Source organism: Streptomyces sp. NPDC005866, assembly GCF_040629895.1.
GTDB lineage: Bacteria > Actinomycetota > Actinomycetes > Streptomycetales > Streptomycetaceae > Streptomyces.
On the sequence record NZ_JBEXWP010000008.1, the window covers coordinates 63050 to 83569 of the forward strand.

At 71.4% G+C, this 20520-nt stretch carries 18 protein-coding genes and 3 pseudogenes; 8 read left to right on the top strand and 13 right to left on the bottom strand.

Annotated features, from left to right (window positions below; genetic code table 11):
* Positions 1–43 precede the first annotated feature (43 nt).
* Positions 44–2122 carry a SpoIIE family protein phosphatase gene (locus tag ABZ396_RS14270; RefSeq protein WP_358923514.1) on the bottom strand — a complete coding sequence of 693 codons (2079 nt, stop codon included), beginning with the start codon at positions 2120–2122 and terminating at the stop codon, positions 44–46.
* A gap of 276 nt (positions 2123–2398) precedes the next feature.
* Here ABZ396_RS14270 and ABZ396_RS14275 point away from each other — a divergent pair, with 276 nt between their 5' ends.
* From ABZ396_RS14275 to ABZ396_RS14290, 4 genes are all read left to right on the top strand, one after another.
* A complete protein-coding gene (locus ABZ396_RS14275; protein ID WP_358923512.1) occupies positions 2399–3268 on the top strand; it encodes a hypothetical protein in 870 nt (289 codons plus the stop codon).
* A gap of 122 nt (positions 3269–3390) precedes the next feature.
* The gene (locus ABZ396_RS14280) at positions 3391–3765 is read left to right on the top strand and encodes a hypothetical protein (RefSeq protein WP_358923510.1); all 375 of its coding nucleotides are present in this window, start codon (positions 3391–3393) and stop codon (positions 3763–3765) included.
* A gap of 98 nt (positions 3766–3863) precedes the next feature.
* A complete protein-coding gene (locus ABZ396_RS14285; protein ID WP_358923508.1) occupies positions 3864–5879 on the top strand; it encodes an NADPH-dependent 2,4-dienoyl-CoA reductase in 2016 nt (671 codons plus the stop codon).
* A gap of 22 nt (positions 5880–5901) precedes the next feature.
* A complete protein-coding gene (locus ABZ396_RS14290) occupies positions 5902–6444 on the top strand; it encodes a PadR family transcriptional regulator (protein WP_358923506.1) in 543 nt (180 codons plus the stop codon).
* A 6-nt stretch (positions 6445–6450) separates the two neighbouring features.
* Here the strand turns inward: ABZ396_RS14290 and ABZ396_RS14295 are convergent, their stop codons facing one another.
* Positions 6451–6993, bottom strand: coding sequence for a hypothetical protein (locus ABZ396_RS14295; protein ID WP_358923504.1), 543 nt, complete (start codon positions 6991–6993; stop codon positions 6451–6453).
* A gap of 159 nt (positions 6994–7152) precedes the next feature.
* A complete protein-coding gene (locus ABZ396_RS14300; protein ID WP_358923502.1) occupies positions 7153–8115 on the bottom strand; it encodes a fibronectin type III domain-containing protein in 963 nt (320 codons plus the stop codon).
* Positions 8116–8498: 383 nt separating this feature from the next.
* On the opposite strand from ABZ396_RS14300, the pseudogene ABZ396_RS14305 reads away from it, so the two are divergent.
* Positions 8499–9185: pseudogene (locus tag ABZ396_RS14305) on the top strand (glycoside hydrolase family 75 protein).
* A 223-nt stretch (positions 9186–9408) separates the two neighbouring features.
* Here the strand turns inward: ABZ396_RS14305 and ABZ396_RS14310 are convergent.
* From ABZ396_RS14310 to ABZ396_RS14335, 6 genes and pseudogenes are all read right to left on the bottom strand, one after another.
* Complete coding sequence (locus tag ABZ396_RS14310; RefSeq protein WP_358923500.1) at positions 9409–9819, bottom strand: PTS fructose transporter subunit IIA; 411 nt, start codon at positions 9817–9819, stop codon at positions 9409–9411.
* The gene (dhaL, locus tag ABZ396_RS14315) at positions 9812–10411 is read right to left on the bottom strand and encodes a dihydroxyacetone kinase subunit DhaL (RefSeq protein ID WP_358923498.1); all 600 of its coding nucleotides are present in this window, start codon (positions 10409–10411) and stop codon (positions 9812–9814) included. The genes ABZ396_RS14310 and dhaL overlap by 8 nt, the downstream gene beginning before the upstream one ends.
* 49 nt (positions 10412–10460) lie before the next feature.
* Positions 10461–11453, bottom strand: coding sequence for a dihydroxyacetone kinase subunit DhaK (gene dhaK / locus ABZ396_RS14320; RefSeq protein ID WP_358923496.1), 993 nt, complete (start codon positions 11451–11453; stop codon positions 10461–10463).
* A gap of 352 nt (positions 11454–11805) precedes the next feature.
* Entirely contained in the window at positions 11806–12105 is a 300-nt protein-coding gene (locus ABZ396_RS14325; RefSeq protein ID WP_358923494.1) for a hypothetical protein, read from the bottom strand.
* 341 nt (positions 12106–12446) lie between these two features.
* Positions 12447–13658, bottom strand: coding sequence for a S8 family peptidase (locus ABZ396_RS14330; RefSeq protein ID WP_358923492.1), 1212 nt, complete (start codon positions 13656–13658; stop codon positions 12447–12449).
* A gap of 373 nt (positions 13659–14031) precedes the next feature.
* Positions 14032–14115 (bottom strand): annotated as a pseudogene (locus ABZ396_RS14335) (50S ribosomal protein L31); the annotation flags it as partial.
* A 91-nt stretch (positions 14116–14206) separates the two neighbouring features.
* Between ABZ396_RS14335 and ABZ396_RS14340 the strand changes: the two are divergent.
* Positions 14207–14350 (top strand): annotated as a pseudogene (locus ABZ396_RS14340) (RNA-guided endonuclease TnpB family protein); the annotation flags it as partial.
* Between the two features lie 241 nt (positions 14351–14591).
* Here the strand turns inward: ABZ396_RS14340 and ABZ396_RS14345 are convergent.
* Positions 14592–16121, bottom strand: a complete 1530-nt coding sequence (locus ABZ396_RS14345) for a CoA transferase (RefSeq protein ID WP_358923490.1) — start codon at positions 16119–16121, stop codon at positions 14592–14594.
* A gap of 329 nt (positions 16122–16450) precedes the next feature.
* On the opposite strand from ABZ396_RS14345, the gene ABZ396_RS14350 reads away from it, so the two are divergent.
* On the top strand, positions 16451–16900 hold the full coding sequence (locus ABZ396_RS14350; protein WP_358923488.1) for a MarR family winged helix-turn-helix transcriptional regulator: 450 nt from the start codon (positions 16451–16453) through the stop codon (positions 16898–16900).
* A 266-nt stretch (positions 16901–17166) separates the two neighbouring features.
* Here ABZ396_RS14350 and ABZ396_RS14355 read toward each other — a convergent pair whose 3' ends face one another.
* A complete protein-coding gene (locus tag ABZ396_RS14355) occupies positions 17167–17763 on the bottom strand; it encodes a sensor domain-containing protein (RefSeq protein ID WP_358923486.1) in 597 nt (198 codons plus the stop codon).
* 202 nt (positions 17764–17965) lie between these two features.
* The gene (locus tag ABZ396_RS14360; RefSeq protein ID WP_359184661.1) at positions 17966–18820 is read right to left on the bottom strand and encodes a helix-turn-helix transcriptional regulator; all 855 of its coding nucleotides are present in this window, start codon (positions 18818–18820) and stop codon (positions 17966–17968) included.
* A gap of 101 nt (positions 18821–18921) precedes the next feature.
* Here ABZ396_RS14360 and ABZ396_RS14365 point away from each other — a divergent pair, with 101 nt between their 5' ends.
* A complete protein-coding gene (locus tag ABZ396_RS14365; RefSeq protein WP_358919448.1) occupies positions 18922–19629 on the top strand; it encodes an SDR family oxidoreductase in 708 nt (235 codons plus the stop codon).
* Between the two features lie 110 nt (positions 19630–19739).
* Here the strand turns inward: ABZ396_RS14365 and ABZ396_RS14370 are convergent, their stop codons facing one another.
* Complete coding sequence (locus ABZ396_RS14370; RefSeq protein WP_358919446.1) at positions 19740–20516, bottom strand: hypothetical protein; 777 nt, start codon at positions 20514–20516, stop codon at positions 19740–19742.
* Between the last annotated feature and the right edge of the window lie 4 nt (positions 20517–20520).

Genomic DNA, 20520 nt, shown 5'->3' on the forward strand with positions numbered 1-20520 from the left:
ATGAACCCGGATTCGGCGGACCCGGGGCCACTGATCGTCTCGGCTACGGCAGTTCCTGCGCCCGCGCGATGAGCAGCGCCACGTCGTCGTGGTTGTCCGGGTGGTGCAGCTCCCGCAACAGCAGGTCGCAGGCCTCCTCCAGCGGGCGGGCCGGGTCGTCGAGGAGGGCCAGCAGCGCGTCCAGCCGCTCGTCCAGGGAGTGGCTGCGGGTCTCGACGAGACCGTCGGTGTAGAACACCAGCTCGTCCCCGGGCTCGAAGTCCACGGTCGTCGTGGCGAAGGGGATCCCGCCGACGCCCAGCGGGACCCCGGTGGGCAGGTCGAGCAGTTCCGGCGGCCGGCCGGGGCGGACCCGGACCGGTGGAAGATGGCCGGCGTTGGCGATCCTGCACTGGCGCAGACGCGGGTCGTGCACGGCGTACACACAGGTCGCGATGGAGTGGTCGAGGCCCGAGGTGGTCTTGTCCAGGTGCTCCAGCAGGACGGCCGGATCGAGGCCCAGCGCGGCCAGTGTGGTGGTCGCGGTGCGCAGCCGGCCCATTGTCGCGGCCGCGTTGATGCCGCTGCCCATCACGTCGCCCACCACCAGGGCGGTCCTGCCGCCGTCCAGCGGGATGACGTCGAACCAGTCGCCGCCGACCTCGACGGTGGCGCCGGCCGGCTGGTAGCGGGAGGCGACCTCCAGGCCGGTGGTGACCCGGGGGTGGGTGGGCAGCAGGCTGCGCTGCAGGGTGAGCGCGGTGGTGCGGGCGTTCTGGTACCAGCGGGCGTTGTCGATCTGCACGGCCGCGCGGGCGGCCAGTTCCCGGGCCAGCAGCAGATCGTCGTCGTCGAAGGGCGCCGGATTGCGGGTCCGCTTGAGGTCGAGAGCGCCCAGCACCTCGCCGCGGGCGATCAGCGGCACGGCCAGATACGAGTGCACCCCGGCCCGCCCCAGCAGCACGGCCGCCTCGGCGGAGCGGGCGATCCTCGGCAGGTCCTCGTCCTTGACCTGCGGCACCAGGACCGCTTCACCGGTCCGCACACACTCCGTGACCAGCCGGTCCGGCGCGTACCGGGCCACCGTGCCCGGCGGGTCGGCCGCCTGGACCGCGTCCGTCTCCTGCTCCGCGCGCACGGCGAGAGCGCGGAGCACGGCCGGCTCGGCCGGTCCTAGCGTGCTGCGCCGGCCCTCGACCACCGTGTCCAGCAGGTCCACGGCCGCCACGTCGGCCAGCTCCGGAACGGCGACGTCGGCCAGTTCGGCGGCGGTGCGCTCCAGGTCCAGGGTGGTGCCGATCCGGGCGGAGGCGTCGGCGATCACGGCCAGGCGCCGGCGCGCGTTCTCGGCCTCGACTCCGGCCCGGTACGGCTCGGTGATGTCCACCACCGAGACCGCGACGCCCAGCACGTTGTCCGACGCGTCCTCCAGCCGGTACACCGACACCGACCAGATGTGCTCCTCGTCCGGGTCGGCCGGCGTACGGCCCACCGTGAAACGGTCGATCATCGGCTCGCCGGTGCGCAGCACCCGCAGCGCCGCCGACTCCAGCGCGTCGGCGTCCAGATGCGGCAGCACCTCGCGGGCCGTCCGCCCCGCGTGCTCCCCGGCGGGGACTCCGCTGATCCGCTCCAGTGCCGGGTTGACCGAGACGAACCGCAGCTCCGTGTCGAGGACGGCCAGCCCGGTCGGCGACTGTTTCACGATCCGCTCGGACAGCGCCACGTCCTGCTCCAGCCGGCGCACCGTCGACTGGTCGGCGGCGAGACCCAGCGCGAACACGTCGCCGTTGTCGTCCATGAGCCGCATGTTGCGGAACTCCACCACATGGGTGGAGCCGTCCTTGCGCCGGATCGGGAAGCCGCCCGCCCAGCTCTGCCCGGTGCTCATCACGTCCGCGAACAGCTTGCCGACCAGGTCGATATGGCGTTCGTGCACCATCAGCCGGGCCGCGTACTGCCCGAGCGCCTCGCGGGCCGAGTAGCCGAACAGCTCCTCGGCCTGGGGGCTCCACAGCACGATGCGCCCCTTGGCGTCCAGCACGACCGAGGCCACGCCCAGGACGTCGAGCAGCCCGCCCGGTCGCACGGGACCGCGCACCGGCTCCTCGCCCTCGGCCACCGACGCCTCGGCTGGACTCATCCCACGCACCGCCTTCGAACCTCCGCACGGCACGCCGTCCCCCCGTGCCGACTCCCCTTGTTCTATCGCGCTCACACCCGACTCTCCGACGCTGCCGCCGACTTTTCCACCATCTCTCAACACGGCGGCATCCGTACGGCGAGACAACCGCCGGGGGCGGCACGGGCGTGAGTTCACCTTCCCGTTCCGTCGTTGGTCTGTACATGCCTGTCAGGTGCACGCCAGACTGACCGCCGCACGCGCGTCCCACCCCCCGACACCGAGGAGTAGGCTTCCATGCCCGCGTCCACCCGGCAACGTTGTCGCGCAGGCCTGACCTCCCTGGTCGCCCTCGCCGCGGCCTTCGTCCTCTCGACCGGCCCGGCGTCCGCCGCCGACGCCTGGACCGAGACCGGCTCCGACCGCGCCGACCCGCTCACCGAGAGCCAGGGCCTGGCCTCGGTCGAGGTCCCCGCCAACAGCCCCAACCGGTACACCGGCGTCGGCACCATCCCGGTCGGCGTGTCCAGCCGCGGCTGGAACCACGTCGGCGACCCCGACGCGTCGTACGACGGCTACTACGTCGAGCCGTACCAGGCGGACTCCGGCACCGCCAAGATGTACCGGGTGCAGGCCCCCGGCGGCGCCTGGTCGGAGTACGTGCACACGCTCGCCTCCGGCGAGGCCCTCAACAACTCCTGGGACGCGATCTCGCCCGACGGCCAGTACATGCTCTCCGGCGAGTACGGCACGATGACCCGCTTCCTGGTCTTCCCGACGCCGGGCGTCAACAAGAGCACCTCGCCGTCCGCGAACCTCCCGCTGGCGTCCGTCGTCAGCCTGGACCACGCCGTGCGTGACATCCAGGGCTGCGACTTCTCCAGCGCGACCACTCTGCTGTGCTCCTCGGACGACCCGGACGGCAGCCTCTTCGGCTACACCAAGCCGCTCCTGCAGATCGACCTGTCCGCCCAGCCCGGCTCCGCCGACGTCACCGGTCATGTCACCGCGCTGCGCCAGCTCCCGCTGCGCAGCTCCTGCTCGGGCACCTTCGAGGCGGAGGGCATCGACTACGACCGGCGCACCGGCACCCTGCGCGTCATCGTGATGTCGCCCGGGTTCTGCATCCTCACGGACAGCAAGACGTACAAGTTCACGCGGAGCTGAGCCCGCTCCGAGCGCCCCGGCGGGTGGTGCACCGCCCGTGAATCGGTGCTTTTCTGTTGGCATGGCGCGGTTCGCGGGGGAACCCGTGATACCGCGCCATTGCCATGAGAGGAGCAATCACGATGGGCCCTGAGCGACTGCACGAGGAACCCGTCTCCCTTGAGATCAGCGGATGCAGCAAGGAAGACGCCCGGATCGTGTTCGACGCGCTGCGCCAGTGCTTCGAGTCCGACCGGGAAGCCGACGACGTGCCCCAGCAGCTCCACGAGACCCGCCCGATGGTGTGGCTCGGCACGTTCGAGGTCACCGACGCCCACGAGTGCGCCACGCCGCCCCGCCTCTCGGCCTCGGTCGAGGCTGACGCGCAGGGCGGCTACTGGGCGATCGACCGGCTCCGTTCGACCCTCGACTCCCTGTTCGCGGTACGCAGCCTCTCCTCCGCCTCCGGCGACCAGGAGAGGGAACTGCACGTCCTGCTCGAAAGCCGTGACCGGTGATCTGAGACACGCCACCCCGGAGCCTTTGTGCAACTAGTTGCATAATCCGTGCGCGGTCCTCTACAACTACGGAGACGACACCGCGCACGGAGGCCCCGATGAGCCGTTACCCGCATCTGCTGAAACCCCTCGACCTGGGCTTCACCACCCTGCCCAACCGCGTGCTCATGGGCTCCATGCACGTGGGCCTGGAGGAGGCCGAGCGCGGCTTCGAGCGGATGGCGGAGTTCTACGCGGCCCGGGCGCGCGGGGGAGTGGGTCTCATCGTCACCGGCGGCATCGCGCCCAACGAGGAGGGACGGCCCTACGAGGGCGGCGCCAAGCTCACCACCGCGGAAGAGGCCGAACAGCACCGGGCCGTCACCGAGGCCGTGCACCGCGAGGGCGGCCGGATCGCCATGCAGATCCTGCACTCCGGCCGCTACGCCTACCACCGGGACCTCGTCGCGCCCAGCCCGCTCCAGGCCCCGATCAGCCCCTTCCCGCCCCGCGAACTCACCGACGACGACGTCGAGCGCACCATCGACGACTACGCCCGAGCCGCCCGCCTCGCCCGGCAGGCCGGCTACGACGGCGTCGAGATCATGGGCTCCGAGGGTTATCTCGTCAACGAGTTCATCGCCGCCCCCACCAACCGGCGCACCGACCGCTGGGGCGGGTCGTACGAGAACCGCATGCGGTTCCCCGTCGAGATCCTCCGGCGGGTGCGCGAGGCCGTCGGCGCGGACTTCATCATCGTCTACCGGCTGTCCATGCTGGACCTGGTGCCCGGCGGCTCCTCCCTCGACGAGGTGATCACCCTCGCCAAGGCCGTCGAGGCCGCCGGGGCGACCATCATCAACACCGGCATCGGCTGGCACGAGGCCCGTATCCCCACCATCGCCACCTCGGTGCCGCGCGGCGCCTACACCTGGGTCACCAAGCGGCTGATGGGCGAGGTCTCCGTCCCGCTGGTCACCACCAACCGCATCAACACCCCGGAAGTCGCGGAGGAGTTGCTCGCCGAGGGCTGTGCGGACATGGTCTCCATGGCCCGTCCGATGCTCGCCGACCCCGACTTCGTCGCCAAGGCCGAGGCCGGCACGCCCGAGGCCATCAACACCTGCATCGGCTGCAACCAGGCCTGCCTCGACCACACCTTCAGCGGCAGGATCACCTCCTGCCTGGTCAACCCCCGCGCCTGCCACGAGACCGAACTGGTCCTCGCCCCGACCCGGTTGCGCAAGCGCGTCGCGGTGGTCGGCGCCGGCCCGGCCGGCCTGGCCTGCGCGGTCTCCGCCGCCGAACGCGGCCACCAGGTCACCCTGTTCGACGCGGCGGGAGAGATCGGCGGCCAGCTGAACGTGGCCCGCAAGGTCCCCGGCAAGCAGGAGTTCGACGAGACGCTGCGCTACTTCCGCCACCAGCTCGACGCCCACGGCGTGGACGTACGCCTGAACACGACCGTCGAGCCCGAGGACGTCACCGGCTACGACGAGGTCGTGGTCGCCACCGGCGTCACCCCGCGCACCCCCGACATCCCCGGCGTCGACCACCCCCGCGTCCTCGGCTACCTCGACGTGCTGCGGGACGGCGCCCCCGTCGGCGACCGGGTCGCGATCCTCGGCGCCGGCGGCATCGGCTTCGACGTCGCCGAGTACCTCACCGACGGCGGCGACAAGGCGAGCGAGGACCTGGCGACGTACTTCAAGCACTGGGGCGTCGACATGGACTACCGGGTACCCGGCGGCCTCGCCGCCCCCGAGCGGCCCGCGCCCCCGCGCACCGTCCACCTGCTCCAGCGCAGGACCAGCAAGGTCGGCGCCGGCCTCGGCAGGACCACCGGCTGGATCCACCGCACCGAACTCAAGCACCGGGGCGTCACCATGGTCCCGGGCGTCCAGTACGACCTGATCGACGACGCCGGACTGTATGTCACCGTCGACGGGCAACGCACCGTCCTGGAGGTCGACACCGTCGTGCTGTGCACCGGGCAGGAACCGCGCCGGGACCTGTACGACAAGCTGGTCGCCGCCGGCTGCGGCGCGCACCTCATCGGCGGTGCCGACGTCGCCGCCGAGCTGGACGCCAAGCGGGCCATCAAGCAGGGCACCGAACTGGCGGCCGCCCTGTAGCAGCCGTCCCTAGGATGAGCCCATGTCACTCCCGCACGCGATCCTCACCGCCCTGTTGGAGAAGCCGTCGTCGGGACTTGAGCTGACCCGCAGGTTCGACAGGTCGATCGGCTACTTCTGGTCGGCGACGCACCAGCAGATCTATCGCGAGCTGGGAAAACTGGAGGCCGAGGGCTACATCCGCACCCTGCCGGCCGAGCAGCCGGCCCGCGGCCAGAAGAAGAGCTACGAGGTCCTGCCCGCGGGCCGCGCCGAACTGGCCCGCTGGACCGCCGCCTCCCAGGACCCCAAGCCGCAGCGGGACGTGCTCCTGCTGCGGCTGCGCGCGGCGGCGGTCGTCGGCACCGACGGACTCGAAGCCGATCTGCGCCGCCATCTGGAGCTGCACCGGCGGCAGCTGGCCGAGTACGAGGAGATCCAGCGGCGCGACTTCCCGCCGGGCAAGGACGCCCCGGAGGACCGGCTGAGGCATCTGGTGCTGAGGGCCGGCATCGACCTGGAGACCTTCTGGACGCAGTGGCTCAGCCAGGCCCTTGGGGAGTTCGGCGAACTCCCGGAGTCCTGAGCGGGGTCAGAGCCGGTACGGCTTCGAGCGCTTGCGCAGGTACCAGCCCGTGGCGATGACGCCCGAGCCGACCAGCGCCGCGCCGACGCCCAGCGTGAGCGGGCCGTAGTCGCGGGCGGCACCGCCCAGACCGCCCATCACGCCCCGGGAGGGCGCGGCCGACCTGGTGGTGGAGGAGGTCGTCGGGGACGCGGCGGCGGAGACGATCACCGACTGGGTGCCCGCCGTACCGCCGTTGGAGCAGACGACGACGACCGTGTAGGTGCCCGGTGACACGCCGGACCAGGCGGCGGACTGGCTCACCGTCGTGCCCGACAGGGCCGCCTGCCGCCCCTGGGCGAAGGAGGCCTGACCGCTGTTGAGCAGTGAGGCCTTGCCCCAGCTGCCGTTGCTCTGCTTGCAGGCGCTGGTGACCACGGAGACCGTGGTGCCGTTGGTGCTCACCGAGATGCCCGAGACCGCGGCGGACGGACCGGCGAGCCAGGTCGGGAGCGCGGCGGCGGCCGCCAGGGTCAGGCCGGAGCGGAGGAGGAGTCGTGAGTTGCGCATGTGGCTGCCCTCCGGCGGCACGGTAGGCGGAACGTCCCTTGCGCCGCCGAGGATCGGAGACTCCCGTGCTGCCTCAGGGCCAGCCAAAGCGGCCCCGGCCCGCCCCGCACCCGGGGGCGGCCGACCAGGTGATGTATTCCTCCGTCCGGCCCAGGGCGGTCAGGACCCCGTCGTCACGGCCCGCTCCGCCGACCAGCCGCCCCAGGTCCCGTCCGGCAACCGCGCCCGCAGCCGCACATGGTGCACGACCCCACGGTCCCGCCCCACATAGAAGCCATAGGTCGAGCGACCTTTCGGTGGGGTGCCGCCCCAGACCAGCGAGGTCGTCGTACCGCCGTCGAGCCGGATCTGGTACTCCGTGATCACCCCGTCCACGCGCGGCGGATCCCAGGCCAGGTCGAGGTAGTAGGCGCCGCTCTCCTCATGGCTCCGCGCCGTGAACCCGGTCGGCGCCGTGTCGCGGCCGTCGTCACTGCCCGGTGTGGTCAGGCGCACCGCAGCGCCGGCCGGCGAGAGGTTGTCGGCCGCGTCACGGGCCCGGACGGTGAACACATAGTGCGTACCCGGCCGCAGCCCCGTGACCACGGTCGCGGTCTGGCCCCCGCCCACACTGTGGATCTTCGCTCCGCCCTGGTACACGTCGTACGACACCACCGCCCGGTCGTCCTTCGCGGCGCCCCAGGACAGCTGTACCGCACGGCTGCCCACCGCCCGGCCGCTCGGGTGCGCCGGACGGGTCGGTGCCGCCCCGTCGGCCGCCACCACCGCCGGTGTCGTCGCCCGCACCTCACGGCTGCGCGGGCCGAGGCTGCCGTCGTCGCCCCGCGCCCGGACGGTGAACGCATACATGGTGGACGGCCTGAGCCTGGTGACGTCCACCATGTGCTGCGACCCCGGCACTTCACCGACCTTCGCGGTGCCGCGATATACCTCGTAGACGCGGATGCCCGAGCCGTCCGGTAACCCGTTCCACATGACATGCACGCTCGTCGCGCTCCCGGCCGCCGCGGTGACCCCCGTCGGGGCGCCGGGCAGCCGGCCGCTGTCGCCGTCGGCGGCCCCGCCCCAGCCGCAGGACGTCAAGAACAGCAGGGCGCAGACCACGACGACAACTCGGCGCACGGTTCCGCCTCCCCTGGGACGGCAGCACGGCAATGGTCCGGACCAATATGCCCGCCCGGGATACGGACATCAAGAGGGCCGTACTGGAGACAGCGGGGGAGAGTTACGTATGCTGAGGGTCCTGCGGCCGAACTTCCCGATAGAACAGGGGAGTTCGTGCCTGTGGCGCGGAACGCTGTCGTCGCTGATCCCGCGCCGACGCGGGCGGCCGGGGCGATCTGGGCTGACATCGGCTCAGCGCCCCGGCCCCTGGCGCACTCTCACGGATTGTCAGTTCGTTGCTCCGCACGGCCCTCTACGGCCCCTCCTGCTGGCCCGGCCGCCCTGCCCGCACCAGATTGGACCGGGTGACTCCATGTCCCCCACGGAGAGGGTCCCGCATCGTGCGTGTCCAGTCGCTGACGCTGGCCGCGGCCGGCGCCGCCCTGCTCGCCCCGACCACACTGCCCGCCCCCGCCACGCCGCTCACCGCCTCCGCGCAACGGCACCCGATCACCGCCACCGACCTGCTGTCCCGGGTGCGTGACTGCGCCCAGGTCTCCAAGGGCCGCTACCCGCACCGACGCCGGAGCCGCCGCCACCGTCCCCGTGTGCGACACCGAGAAGGCCGTCTTCTGGGCGGCCGACCCCGACATCGACTGCGACGGCCGGCCCACCGCCCGCTGCAACCGCACCGCCGACCCGGCCTTATCCGCCGCCACCGCCTTCCAGCAGTCCGACGGCCGCCACTTAACGCGGAGACGCTTCCCTACATCGTCGTACCGGTCCCCAGCAGCCGCTGGGACCACCGGGCGTACGGCATCCGGGGCGGTGCGGTCGCCGCCGTGATCTGCAAGGACCGGGTGCAGTACGCCGTCGTCGGCGACACGGGACCACGCGACATCATCGGCGAGGCGTCGTACGCCACCGCGAAGGCTCTGGGCATGAACCCCGGCCCACGCGTCGGCGGGGTGCCGTCCGGCGTCACCTACATCGTCTTCAAGGACTCCGCGGTCAAGCCCATCGAGGACCGCGAGGCGGCTCAGGCGGAGGGGGAACGCCTGGCGGCGCTGTTCACCGAGGGCGGCTGACCCGCCGCCCCCGGCGGCGGCTCGGACGGCCGCCCAGCCGTTGTCCACCGGCAGGATCACGCCGTTGATGTCGCGGCGAGGGGGTGTCCGGCGGATCGGGTCGGCCCCGGGGCGCGCCGCTTCCCGGCCGCGCCGGCCGGGGCGACGAGGGGAGTCGGTGACCGACGACAACACCGCTGCCCGCGACACCGGCATGATCCGCCGGACACCCTCCCGGGCGTTCTCAGACCTTGCGGTAGGAGTACGCCTCGGCGGCAGCCGCCTCCACCGCGCCCAGGTCCGCGCCGGTCGCCGCCGTCACGACCGCGGCGACCGCGCCCTCGACGAACGGGGCGTCCACCAGGCGGGTGCCGTCCGGGAGTTCGTCGCCCTCGGCGAGCAGCGCCTTCACCGTGAGCACCGCGCTGCCCAGGTCGGTGAGGACGGCGACCCCCGCGCCCCGGTCCACGGACGCCGCGGCGGCGGCGATCAGCTCCGCACTGGTGCCGAGCCCGCCGCCCTCGGTACCGCCCGCCGGAGCGACCGGCACCGCCGTGGCGCCGCCCGCCAGACCCTTGGCCAGCTCAGCGACGGAGGCGGCGACCGCCGCGCTGTGCGACACCAGCACGATCCCGACCAGCTTGTCGTCACTCACCGGCCGCCTCCTGAAGCCCCGCGATGAGCAGCGCCGACGAGGTGGCGCCCGGGTCCTGGTGACCGATGCTGCGCTCCCCGAGATAGCTCGCCCGGCCCTTGCGGGCCTGCAACGGGGTGGTCGCCACGGCGCCCTCCTCTGCGGCGGTCCGCGCCGCGCCGAAGCCGTCGCCGAGCGCGTCGACGGCCGGCACCAGGGCATCGATCATCGTCTTGTCGCCGGGCGCGGCCCCGCCCAGCGCCATGACCTTGTCCACCCCCGCCCGCAGCGCCTCGGCAAGCTGCGCCTCGCTGACCTCGGCAGTGTCGCCGAGCGCCTTGCCGGTGCTGCGCAGCAGCGTGCCGTACAGCGGCCCCGACGCGCCGCCGACCGTGGAGATCAGCCGGCGCCCGGCGAGCGTCAGCACGGCACCCGGGGTGTCGGGCGCTTCCTTGTCCAGCGCGGCCACCACCGCCTTGAACCCGCGCTGGAGGTTGCTGCCGTGGTCGGCGTCCCCGATGGGGGAGTCGAGGGCGGTGAGCCGTTCCGCCTCGCGGTCCACGGACGAGGCGGTCGCCGCCATCCAGCGGCGGAAGAAGTCGGCGTCGAGCACTGGATCTCCTTGCGTTGCGGTATGGGCGCGGGTCGGTGCTGTCAGTCGCTCACATTCCCCAGCGCAGGGCCGGCGTCTTCACCGGGGCGTCCCACAGCCGCAGCAGTTCCTCGTCGACCTGGCAGAGGGTGACCGAGGCGCCGGCCATGTCCAGGGAGGTGACATAGTTGCCGACCAGTGTGCGGGCGACGGTGACGCCGCGCTCGGCGAGTACGCGCTGGACCTCGGCGTTGAAGCCGTACAGCTCCAGGAGCGGGGTCGCGCCCATGCCATTGATCAGGGCGAGCACCGGGTCGCGCGGCGGCATGTCCTCCAGGATGGCGTGGACCGCGAAGTCGGCGATCTCGCCGGAGGTCATCATGGCCCGCCGCTCCCGGCCCGGCTCGCCGTGGATGCCGATGCCCAACTCCAGCTCGCCCGACGGCAGATCGAAGGTCGGGGTGCCCTTGGCCGGCGTGGTGCAGGCGCTCAGCGCCACACCGAAGCTGCGGGAGTTCTCGTTCACCTGGCGTCCGATGGCCTCCACCCGTTCCAGCGGCTGCCCCTCGGCCGCCGCCGCGCCCGCGATCTTCTCCACGAACAGGGTGGCGCCGGTGCCGCGCCGGCCGGCGGTGTAGAGGCTGTCGGTGACGGCGACATCGTCGTTGACGAGCACCTTCCCGACCTGGATGCCCTCGTCCTCGGCGAGTTCGGCGGCCATGTCGAAGTTGAGCACGTCGCCCGTGTAGTTCTTCACGATGAACAGGACGCCGGCCCCGCTGTCCACGGCCGCGGCGGCACGGGCCATCTGGTCCGGAACGGGAGAGGTGAACACCTCGCCGGGACAGGCCGCCGACAGCATCCCCGGGCCCACGAATCCTCCGTGCAACGGCTCATGCCCGGAACCACCGCCCGACACGAGGCCGACCTGCCCGGCGACGGGGGCGTCCCGCCGTACGATCACCCGGTTCTCCACGTCCACGGTGAGATCGGGATGGGCGGCCGCCATGCCCCGCAGCGCATCCGCCACCACGGTTTCAGGGACGTTGATCAGCATTTTCATGGCTGTCTCCCAAGTAGCCTAGTAGCTAACTCTCTGACCTGCGTTTTCCCTGTTCAGGCCGGGTGTAGCAGGTTGTTGATCTCGACGGTCCCAGGCGTCTGACGGCGGTCCTGGCGGTATCGATGCTGACCAAGTGCCGACTTGGCTGACGAGCCAACAGTCCCCCCTGGTGCTCCCTCGAGGTAGGCGGACGGTGTCCTGCCCATCAGTATCGACCTTGTGGCAGCGAAGGTCATGTGCGCTGCGGGGCCCTCACTTGGTGTGTGTATACGATTCCGAAGAGTGACGTACGTCGTCGTCGTGAGGACAGAGCATGCCGACAGACCTCACGGAGCCGACAGTAGGGCAGCGATCACGTCGACCCTGCCCGTTGTGCGGTCGGCCGCCAGGTCTCGGCGCGCCGCCGACGGGCTCGGGCCGGCAGCCCGCGGCGGGGTGCCAGGCACCAGGTCAGGGCGAACAGGGCGGTCAGGACGCAGACGACGGAGCCGCCGGCCGCCAGGTCGCGCCAGGTCGTCTTCCCGGAGACCGTGCCGTCCTTGAGGTGGATCTGCAGCTTGCCGTCGACGACCCGGGCGGCGAAGTCGATGTGCCCTTCGTCGAGGACCTTGGGGCTGGATACGGCGGCAGCCTGAGCGGAGGAGGCCGTCACGGACGCGGCTTCCATCGCTGCCCGCGCGCTCAGGGCCGGCTTCCCGGGCACAGCCTGGGCCGCTTCGTCGCCGGCCGCGCCCCCGGCAGGCGCGGTCGCCGGCGGCGGGTGGTCTCGGTGGCACCCGTGATCGCCTCGTCCTCGACCAGCAACGGGTTGCATGAGACCCGGGGGATCCGGGAGGCCCCGGGGAACGGCGACGGCCGCCCGGGGCAAGGCCGAGCGGCCGTCGATCGGTGTGGTGTCGTCGGTTTCCTGTGGATCACCGGGAAGACCACCGGCCGGGGATCTTCGAGCCCCGGCCGGCCAGGTTCACGGTCTGGTCTGGTCGCTCGTCGCGCTCAAGAGAGCGAGTAGAGCAGCCTGTTGGGGGAGCCGGTGAGCGGATTCGTCACCTTGCCGGTGGTGGCGGCGTTCACCAGTGCGTCCCGCACCTGTGCGGGCGTCGCGGTGGGGTGCGTGGCCAGATAGAGGGCTGCGGCACCCGTGGTGTGCGGTGTCGCCATGGACGTACCGCTGATGGTGTTGGTGGCGGTGTCGCTGGCGTTCCACGCCGAGGTGATATTGACGCCCGGCGCGAACAGGTCCAGGCAGGTGCCGTAGTTGGACCAGGATGCCCGCCCGTCGGAGGAGTCGGTGGCGCCGACCGTGATCGCTTCGGGGACACGGGCGGGGGAAGCGGAGCAGGCGTTCTGCGGCAAGCCGACGATGTTGCCATTGCCGGCGGCGATCGAATAGCTGACGCCGGAGGCTATGGACCTCTTCACGGCGTTGTCGAGGGTGGTGTCGGCGCTGCCGCCCAGGCTCATGTTGGCCACGGCCGGTTTGACGGCGTTCGCGGTGACCCAGTCGATGCCCGCGACCACGCCCGCGGTGGTGCCGGAGCCCTGGCAGTCGAGTACCCGCACGGCGACCAGCTTGACGCCCTTGGCCACGCCGTACGTCTTACCGCCCACGGTCCCCGCGACATGCGTGCCGTGCCCGTTGCAGTCCTGCCCGTTCTGACCGCCGCCCACCGTGTCGGTGCCGACGCTCGCGCGGCCCGCGAACTCGCTGTGAGAGGTGCGGATTCCGGTGTCGATGATGTACGCGGTGACGTTCGAGGCCGTCGTGTTGTACGTGTAGGCCTGGTTGAGCGGCAGGTCCCGCTGGTCGATGCGGTCGATGCCCCAAGTCGCGTTGGACTGGGTGTCGTTGATCCGCACCGTCTGGTTCTGCTGGACGTACGCGACCTTCGGATCCCGGGCCAGCTCGGCCGCCTCGGTCTTGGTCAGTTTCGCCGAGAACCCCTTGAGAGCGCTGCTGTAGAGGTGTCCGAGGCTGCCGTCATGTTCCGCGACCAGCTCACGGGCCGTGGCGGGCGTTGCCGCCTTGGTGGTGGAACCGTCCTTGAGGACGACGATCCAGCTGTTCGGAACGGCTGTTGCCGACGGGGCGAGACGCAGATCGGCGAGCGGGGCGCTCTGCGCGGGGGTGGCAACGAACTGGAGTCCGGCCGCGAGGAGTGTGGCCGTGGGCAGAAGAGCGAGGAGCCGACGGGAGGTTGATCTCATAGGGTGCACCGTGACCTTTCGTTGACCGGGGCATGCTGGCAAGGTGGGGATCCCCGCGGCTCAGCGCGGTCGCGGCGCGCTGGGACTCCGCCGGGCGATGCTCCAGGCACGTTTCTTGCGTCATGGCATGTCCAAGTCAGGGCGCTCCAAACGTGCGCGTGCGGTCAGGGATGACTTTGCGGGTGGAGGTAGTGTGCGCGAAGAGGCAAGATACCGGGCGTGCTTGACTGTTCATCAGGTACAGCCCCCGATGGGGGAGATGAAGGGCGACGCTGCCCGGCATCGCTCGCAGCAGGCGATCGACAACGTGTTGGCGTGCCTCCGCGTGCAGGGCAGCCGACGATGACGACCGGCAGTCCGCCTTCTTTGCGTATCACCGGCCTCCGGAACGGCCGTAACGGCGTTCGAAGCGCTCCACCCGTCCCGCCGTGTCCAGGACCCGGGCGGTGCCGGCGTAGAGGAGTGGCTCGCCGAGGACCGGGTCGGACTTGCGCGGGACCACGCGGCCGGGCCGGCCCGTTCGGGCGGTTCTTGCGGGTCACGTAGGTGTGGCCGCGGGGAACCTCGGCAGATCGGGCTCGAAGCGGCGCAGGAAGGCCGAGTCCAAGCCCGTCACCTTTCGGCCCGAGGCGGCCCAGCCGTACGACGACCGGTGCCTGAGCTGGCAGTACGACGCGCAGACGGTGTCCTGGCGAGTCATGTGTCGGGACGTTCTGGCCTCAGAGCACGATGCGGCCATGGGTGGACCGTGCGGCGTGGGGAGTTGGGCGGCAGGCGGGGGCGGCAGCGGGAGAAGCTGCATCCTGGACAATCCCGCACGGGCGTGCGAAGACCCGGAGGGCTGACGACCCGGCTTTGTCAGAATCCGCCAGGAGATCGACGCCTACCGGCGCGGTGGGGTGTACGCCGCAGGGGGTGGGCTCTTCCGGGGGTTCAGTTTTGGCGGGGGAGCCACAGCGGGGCGCTGCTACCGCGGGGGAGTAGGACGTCGCGGAAGTGGCCGGGGGTGCGGGTCATGATGATCTGGTCGGTGACGCCCTGGTAGTGGCCGCACGGGGTGTCGGCGGTGAAGGTGTCGGGGTCGAGATAGGCGTGCGGGGAGTCGGGGTCGGGGTTGAGAGCGGTCGCGTGGGCGTAGTCGCGGTCGAAGATGCCGAGGCTGAGGATCCAGGTGGCGATGCGGGTGAGGTTGAGGGTGACGCGGTAGCTGCCGCCGTCGGTGGCGCGGCGCATCAGCGCGGCGAGCGCGCCGGTGGTGGCCAGCCAGGAGAGAACGTAGTCGTTGACAACGCTGATGTAGGGCAGGGCCGGCGTACTGGTCGGCTGGGCCGCAACGCCGTCCTCGCCCTCCATGAGCATGATGCCGCTGAGCGCGCCGGCGGTCTGGTCGAAGCCGACGCGGTGGGCCCAGGGGCCGGTCTCACCGGCGAGGGAGATGCTGATGTGGATGATGCCGGGCCGGATGTCCGCGGCCTCCTCGGCGCTGAGGCCGACCTTCTCCAGGTAGCCGGGGCGGCGGTTGGCGTAGAAGAGGTCGGCGTCGCGCAGCAGTCCGCGGATCTTTGCGCGTCCCTCGGGCGCGTAGGGGTCGATGGTGGTCGAGCGGACGCCGACGTTGGCGGTGTTGTAGGTGGAGTCGTGCTCCAACTCGTTCGGGCGCCAGATGTTCAGCACGTCCGCGCCGTGCTGGGCCAGGTCCCGGCCGACTCCGGCGCCGGCGATGATGTGCCCCATACCCAGGGCGCGCAGGCCGGAGAGCGGCTGGGCGGCCGCGGCGGACAGGGGCTCGGGTTCGCTGTCGCCGATCTTCTCGATCTTGATCAGCGGTTGCTGTGCGATGTACTCGTAGGCGGGCTCGCGGAGAAACTCCTCGGTGCTGCGCAGCATGGGCATCACCACGCCGGTCTCGTCGCCCGCCCGCTCCAGGTCGGCGGCGTCCCACTTCGAGATGGCGTCCGCGACGGCCTGCTTCTCGGGCCAGGTGTGGAGCAGCTTGTAGACGGCGTTCTTGATCTTCGGGTAGGGGTTGAGCGGGATGACCCAGCGGCCGTCGCGTGTCTGGTAGAAGTCGAAACCGAGCGGGTTGGCCGGGTCCGAGGGCGTGCCGCCGGGGTAGCCGTTGAGCAGTTCCCACTTCTTGTCGTAGAAGGGACACAGCCGGTGCGGGGCCTTGCGCAGGTCCATGGTGATGTCCTGGCCCTCGCCGGTGCGTCGGCGCCAGAGAGCGGCCAAGGCCACGGACTTGGCGGTCATGCCCAGGGCGGGAACGGCGCCCAGGCGCATGATGCTCGGGACGATGGGGTCGGCACCGATGAAGGTGATCTCGCCGCCGCTGTCCTCGGGGCGGAGGCCGGCCGAGGCGAGTACCTCGCGCAGGGCCTGGTGGATGTCGAAGCCGTCGTCCGTGGTGAACGGGTTGGCGATGGTCTTCTGGATGCGGTCGGTGAGTTCTTCGGCGCTCATGGATCTTCGACCTCTGTGTCGTGGGGGATATCCGGATGGTGAGGGCGGGCGGGTCAGGCGTCGAAGGTCTCGCCGAGCGCGCGCATCAGGGAGATCTGCCTGCGGTCGCGCTCTTGCCTGCCTCTCAGTCCCCACGGCTGACATAACGACACTAAGGGGACGAAACGCTCCCCACCTGCCCTCGGCCGAGCGCCTCGGAGTGCCCGGCGGGACCTGTCTGGTGCCGATGTGAGTTGCAGAATGCAACATGGCCACTGTACGTCCGTCCGCCGTCCGTTGCAAAATGAAACTCCGCGGCGGCAGCCCGGGCCGTATGAAGGGACACGCACGTGGCCGACGACGACACAGAGCTCCGGGGACTCGTCCGCGAGCTGGTGACTCTCTCCCGGCGCTTCCGGGGCAACGCCGAACGGCTCCACCCGGACCTGAGCTTCGTCGACTACTCCCTGCTGTCCGAGATGGACGCACGCGACGGGGTTCGCGCGGCAGACCTGGTCGGGCTCTACGGCCTCAACAAGTCGACGATCAGCCGCCAGGTCGCCGCCCTGCAACGCGCCGGCCTGGTGGTTCGGGAGGCCGATCCGCGCAACCACCGAGCCCAGCTGCTCCACCCCAGCGATCACGGCCGGGAACTCCTCGCCCGCGCCGACGCCTTGATGTACCGAGAGGTCGACACCCGCACTGATGGCTGGGCCAAGGAGGAGGTCCAGGCCCTGCGTGGCCTCCTTGCCCGCTACAACGCCGCCTCCGCCGTCGCCGCGGACGCACCGAACCGCTGATCCGAACGGAAGGACCCAGTCCTGCGTCAGAGGACCTCCGTGCGAGCGCCGAGACGGTCGTCGCCCCCGGAGTGAAACGACGGCCCTCATCGGGGTCGTTGACCGGGCGTCAGGCTGGTCGGAGACCGTCTGCGTCTCCTCCTTGTCCGCGCCGTCCGCCGCTTGCGCTGTGGCTTCCCTGCGGCGCGGGATGAACGTGGCGGCGAGGAAGACGGGCAGGGCGGTCCCCGCGCCGACGCACGCGGTGTTGTGAGGGGTGTAGCCCGCTACACCATGGATCCGGGAGTGGGCTTCCTCGTGGGGGCGAGCGAACGCCGGGATCGTGGAAGCAGGAGATCGGCCGAGGTCACAACGGATCCGCCGATCGGATCAGCCCTCTTGAGCAGCGCGGTCGACCAGTCGGCCTCCAGGTCCGCGAGCCGTACGATCAGCGGCAGTACGACGGCCTCGCGGCGCAGCAGCCCGCACCACAGGCCGTCGACGACCAGGCCCGTCGGCCACAGGGGCAGGGAAAGGCCGAGCAGTGCGCCGTAGAACCAGTAGGCGACCATCCAGCGCGCGTCGGTGCGCGTGCCGGGATCCCGTACGGCCTTGACCACCCGCTCGCGCACCGTGCCGGTCAGGGGCTGGTAGACCTCGGGGATCCGCACTCCGGTCCAGGCGGCGGTCAGGCTCCGCTTGGCCCCCGCGATCCGCCGGATCAGCAGCACCGTCTCGGGCAGCAGCCACACGCCGACGATCGCCGCGGAGCCGATCGCGGTGATCAGCAGGACGGTGACGAAGATCCACATTCCGAATGCCATCGCAGCGGCCAGAAAGAGATGGGCTGTGGCCCATGCGGTGCGCCGCACCGATTTCCACATGAAAGGAAGCTAGGGTTTTGCTTGACTCACGCAAATTTCCGGGCGTCGAGCGCCAGTGAGCACACGCGAGCCCCGCACCGGGCGCCAGGTAGAGGTCCCGGACGTCGTCGCGGTCGACGGTGGTGTCAGTGCGGCCGTCCGGGACCGGCTGCGGTTCCTCGGGTTCTGGCGCGATCGGGCCAGTGTGCCTGGGGGCCCCGCGTCACCGGCCGGGCCGCCTCTCGACCAGGCTCTGGGTGCCGATCACCGAGATCAGCTCCAGTTTCTCGGCGGCCTCAGTGCCCGGCTCGGCCGAGTACACGAGGATGTGCAGGTCGTGCTCCTCGACCCGGAGCTGGTCGCAGTCCAGCGTGAGCAGGCCCACCTGCGGATGCTCGATCGTCTTGCGCGACGCCTCCAGCCGGCCGACGACCCCCGCGTCCCACAGCTCGGCGAACCGCTTGCTCCCGGCACGCAACTCCGCGATCAGGTGCAGTAGTTGGCGGTCGGCCGGATAGCGGGCGGCCGTCGAGCGCAGCTCGGCGACCATGCCGACCTCGAAGGCACGGCGATCCTCGGGGGTGTGCCGCACCCGGGTCGGCCCGCCGAGGAAGTTGCGCCACACGCCGTTGCGCTCGAAGCCGAGCAGACTTGACGGATCGCCCATCAGCGCCGCGTACAGCGGGTTCGTCACCAGCAGGGTCATGGCTGCGTCCGTGACCGCCACGGGGGTGCCGGCCAGCCGGTCCAGCAGCCGCTGGACGCTGGGCGTGATGTACCCGGGGATCATGTCGGGACCCGGCGGAACCAGCCCGGCCAGCCCGAACAGGTACGTCCGCTCGTCCGCGGACAGCCGCAGCGCCCGGGCCAGTGCCTCGACGACCTGTACGGACGGGTTGGCCGCCCGGCCCTGTTCGAGGCGCGTGACATAGTCGACCGAGATCCCCGCCAGCAGCGCCAGCTCCTCGCGTCGCAGGCCGGCCGCGCGCCGCCGGCCGCCGGCCGGCAGACCGGCGGCGTCCGGGGCGACGCGGTCGCGCCAGCGCCGCAGCGCCTGTCCGAGTTCCGTCGCCGTCATGCCCCCAGTCAACATCGCCGGCCGCGGATGTGCCTGGTACCGGCAGTCCCAGGAAGAAGGGTCTGCTGGCTGACCGGGCGGTGGGGCCGCAGGCTGGACACATGACGACAACACTGATCACCGGAGCCAACAAGGGCATCGGTCACGAAACCGCCCGCCAGCTCATCGCCGCAGGTCACACTGTGTATGTGGGGGCCAGGGACGCCGAACGCGGGCGCCGGGCCGCCGAGGAACTGGGCGCCCGGTTCGTCCTCCTCGACGTCACCGACGACGCCACGGTCGACGCGGCGGCCAAGACGATAGAGGCCGACGGCGGACTGGACGTCCTGATCAACAACGCCGGGATCGAGACCCGGAACGCCGACAACGGCGTGCCCACCGCCGAGACCGTGACCGCCGACCAGATGCGTACCACCTTCGAGACCAATGTCTTCGGTGTCGTCCGCGTGCTGCACGCCTTCCTGCCCCTGCTGCAGCGCTCGGCGGCGCCGGTCGTGGTCAACGTGAGCAGCGGCCTGGCCTCGCTGACGGCCCTCTCCGACCCGAAGCACTTCGCGCACTTCTACCCGGGCATCGCCTACCCGACCTCCAAGGCCGCGGTGAACATGCTCACGGTGCAGTTCGCGAAGGCGTTCCCGGCCATGCGGATCAACTCCGTCGAGCCCGGCTTCACCAAGACCGACCTGAACGGCAACACGGGCACGCAGACCGTGGCGCAGGGCGCCGAGATCATCGTCCGGATGGCGCAGCTCGGCCCGGACGGACCGACCGGTGGCTACTTCGACGTCAACGGCCGGCTGCCGTGGTGAGTCACAGCTGAAGGAGCCGGGGTGCGGCCGCCAGCTCTCCGCCGAACCTGCCCTGGCCCGGGGGGCTGGTGGGCCGGATCGAGGAGTGAGACGGCCGCCGGGGCGATGTGTCAGCCGATGCAGAGGACCAGCAGACAGAGTCCCGAGGGCGAGGTGGCGGTCGGTGCGGGGCTCGCCGTCGGTGTCTGCGTGTTGCCGCCGGCAGTGGGTGTGGGCGTGGCCGCCGGCTGCGACGGCACGGTGGCGGTGGCGGTGGCGCCGGATGCCGCGGCCTGGGGCTGGGCGGGGGACGCGGCCGCGGACCGCGGCGGCGCGGCGGTGAGCTGACGGGGCGTCGGAGTGGCGCGGGGTGTACCGGCGATCTGCTCGTGCGGCGTGTTGGCGGTGGCCGTCGACCGGGCGGAGGGGGTGGGGTCCGGGGCCCGGTGGCGGCCGGTCGGTGTCGACGCCGCCGGGGTGGGCTCCGTGGCCTGCTCGTCCGCGACCCCCATGGGCGCGTTGTCCGGGGCGGTGGCCGCCTGGGCCCGGTCCGTGGACTGCCGGTCCAGCGAGGCGACGGTCAGACCGCCGCCGACCAGCGCGACCGCGGTGGCCACTACGGCCCGCCGCTGGTTCTTCTTCCAGCGGGCCCGCTGACGGCGCCGGGCAGCCCGGCCGAGCGACGCGGAAGACACGGTGGGGGAGCCGTCGTAGGGGCCCTCGGCGGTCTCCTCCGCCTCTTCCGCGTCCGCGTACACGTCCGTGTCGTCGTGCCACGCGCTGACGGCCGGGGTCTGCCATGGCGTCGTCGCACCGGTGCGGGGTGCGATGTCCGGGGCGTAGGCGCCGCAACCGGGGCACACCAGGGCGCCGTTGAGGTGCCGACGGCACGAGGAGCAGTAGTCCATCCGC

Coding starts and splice junctions, on each gene's coding strand:
- ABZ396_RS14270 (WP_358923514.1), bottom strand. CDS start 2,122: ATGAGTCCAGCCGAGGCGTCGGTGGCCGAGGGCGAGGAGCCGGTGCGC.
- ABZ396_RS14275 (WP_358923512.1), top strand. CDS start 2,399: ATGCCCGCGTCCACCCGGCAACGTTGTCGCGCAGGCCTGACCTCCCTG.
- ABZ396_RS14280 (WP_358923510.1), top strand. CDS start 3,391: ATGGGCCCTGAGCGACTGCACGAGGAACCCGTCTCCCTTGAGATCAGC.
- ABZ396_RS14285 (WP_358923508.1), top strand. CDS start 3,864: ATGAGCCGTTACCCGCATCTGCTGAAACCCCTCGACCTGGGCTTCACC.
- ABZ396_RS14290 (WP_358923506.1), top strand. CDS start 5,902: ATGTCACTCCCGCACGCGATCCTCACCGCCCTGTTGGAGAAGCCGTCG.
- ABZ396_RS14295 (WP_358923504.1), bottom strand. CDS start 6,993: ATGCGCAACTCACGACTCCTCCTCCGCTCCGGCCTGACCCTGGCGGCC.
- dhaK (WP_358923496.1), bottom strand. CDS start 11,453: ATGAAAATGCTGATCAACGTCCCTGAAACCGTGGTGGCGGATGCGCTG.
- ABZ396_RS14330 (WP_358923492.1), bottom strand. CDS start 13,658: ATGAGATCAACCTCCCGTCGGCTCCTCGCTCTTCTGCCCACGGCCACA.
- ABZ396_RS14345 (WP_358923490.1), bottom strand. CDS start 16,121: ATGAGCGCCGAAGAACTCACCGACCGCATCCAGAAGACCATCGCCAAC.
- ABZ396_RS14355 (WP_358923486.1), bottom strand. CDS start 17,763: ATGTGGAAATCGGTGCGGCGCACCGCATGGGCCACAGCCCATCTCTTT.
- ABZ396_RS14360 (WP_359184661.1), bottom strand. CDS start 18,820: ATGACGGCGACGGAACTCGGACAGGCGCTGCGGCGCTGGCGCGACCGC.
- ABZ396_RS14365 (WP_358919448.1), top strand. CDS start 18,922: ATGACGACAACACTGATCACCGGAGCCAACAAGGGCATCGGTCACGAA.
- ABZ396_RS14370 (WP_358919446.1), bottom strand. CDS start 20,516: ATGGACTACTGCTCCTCGTGCCGTCGGCACCTCAACGGCGCCCTGGTG.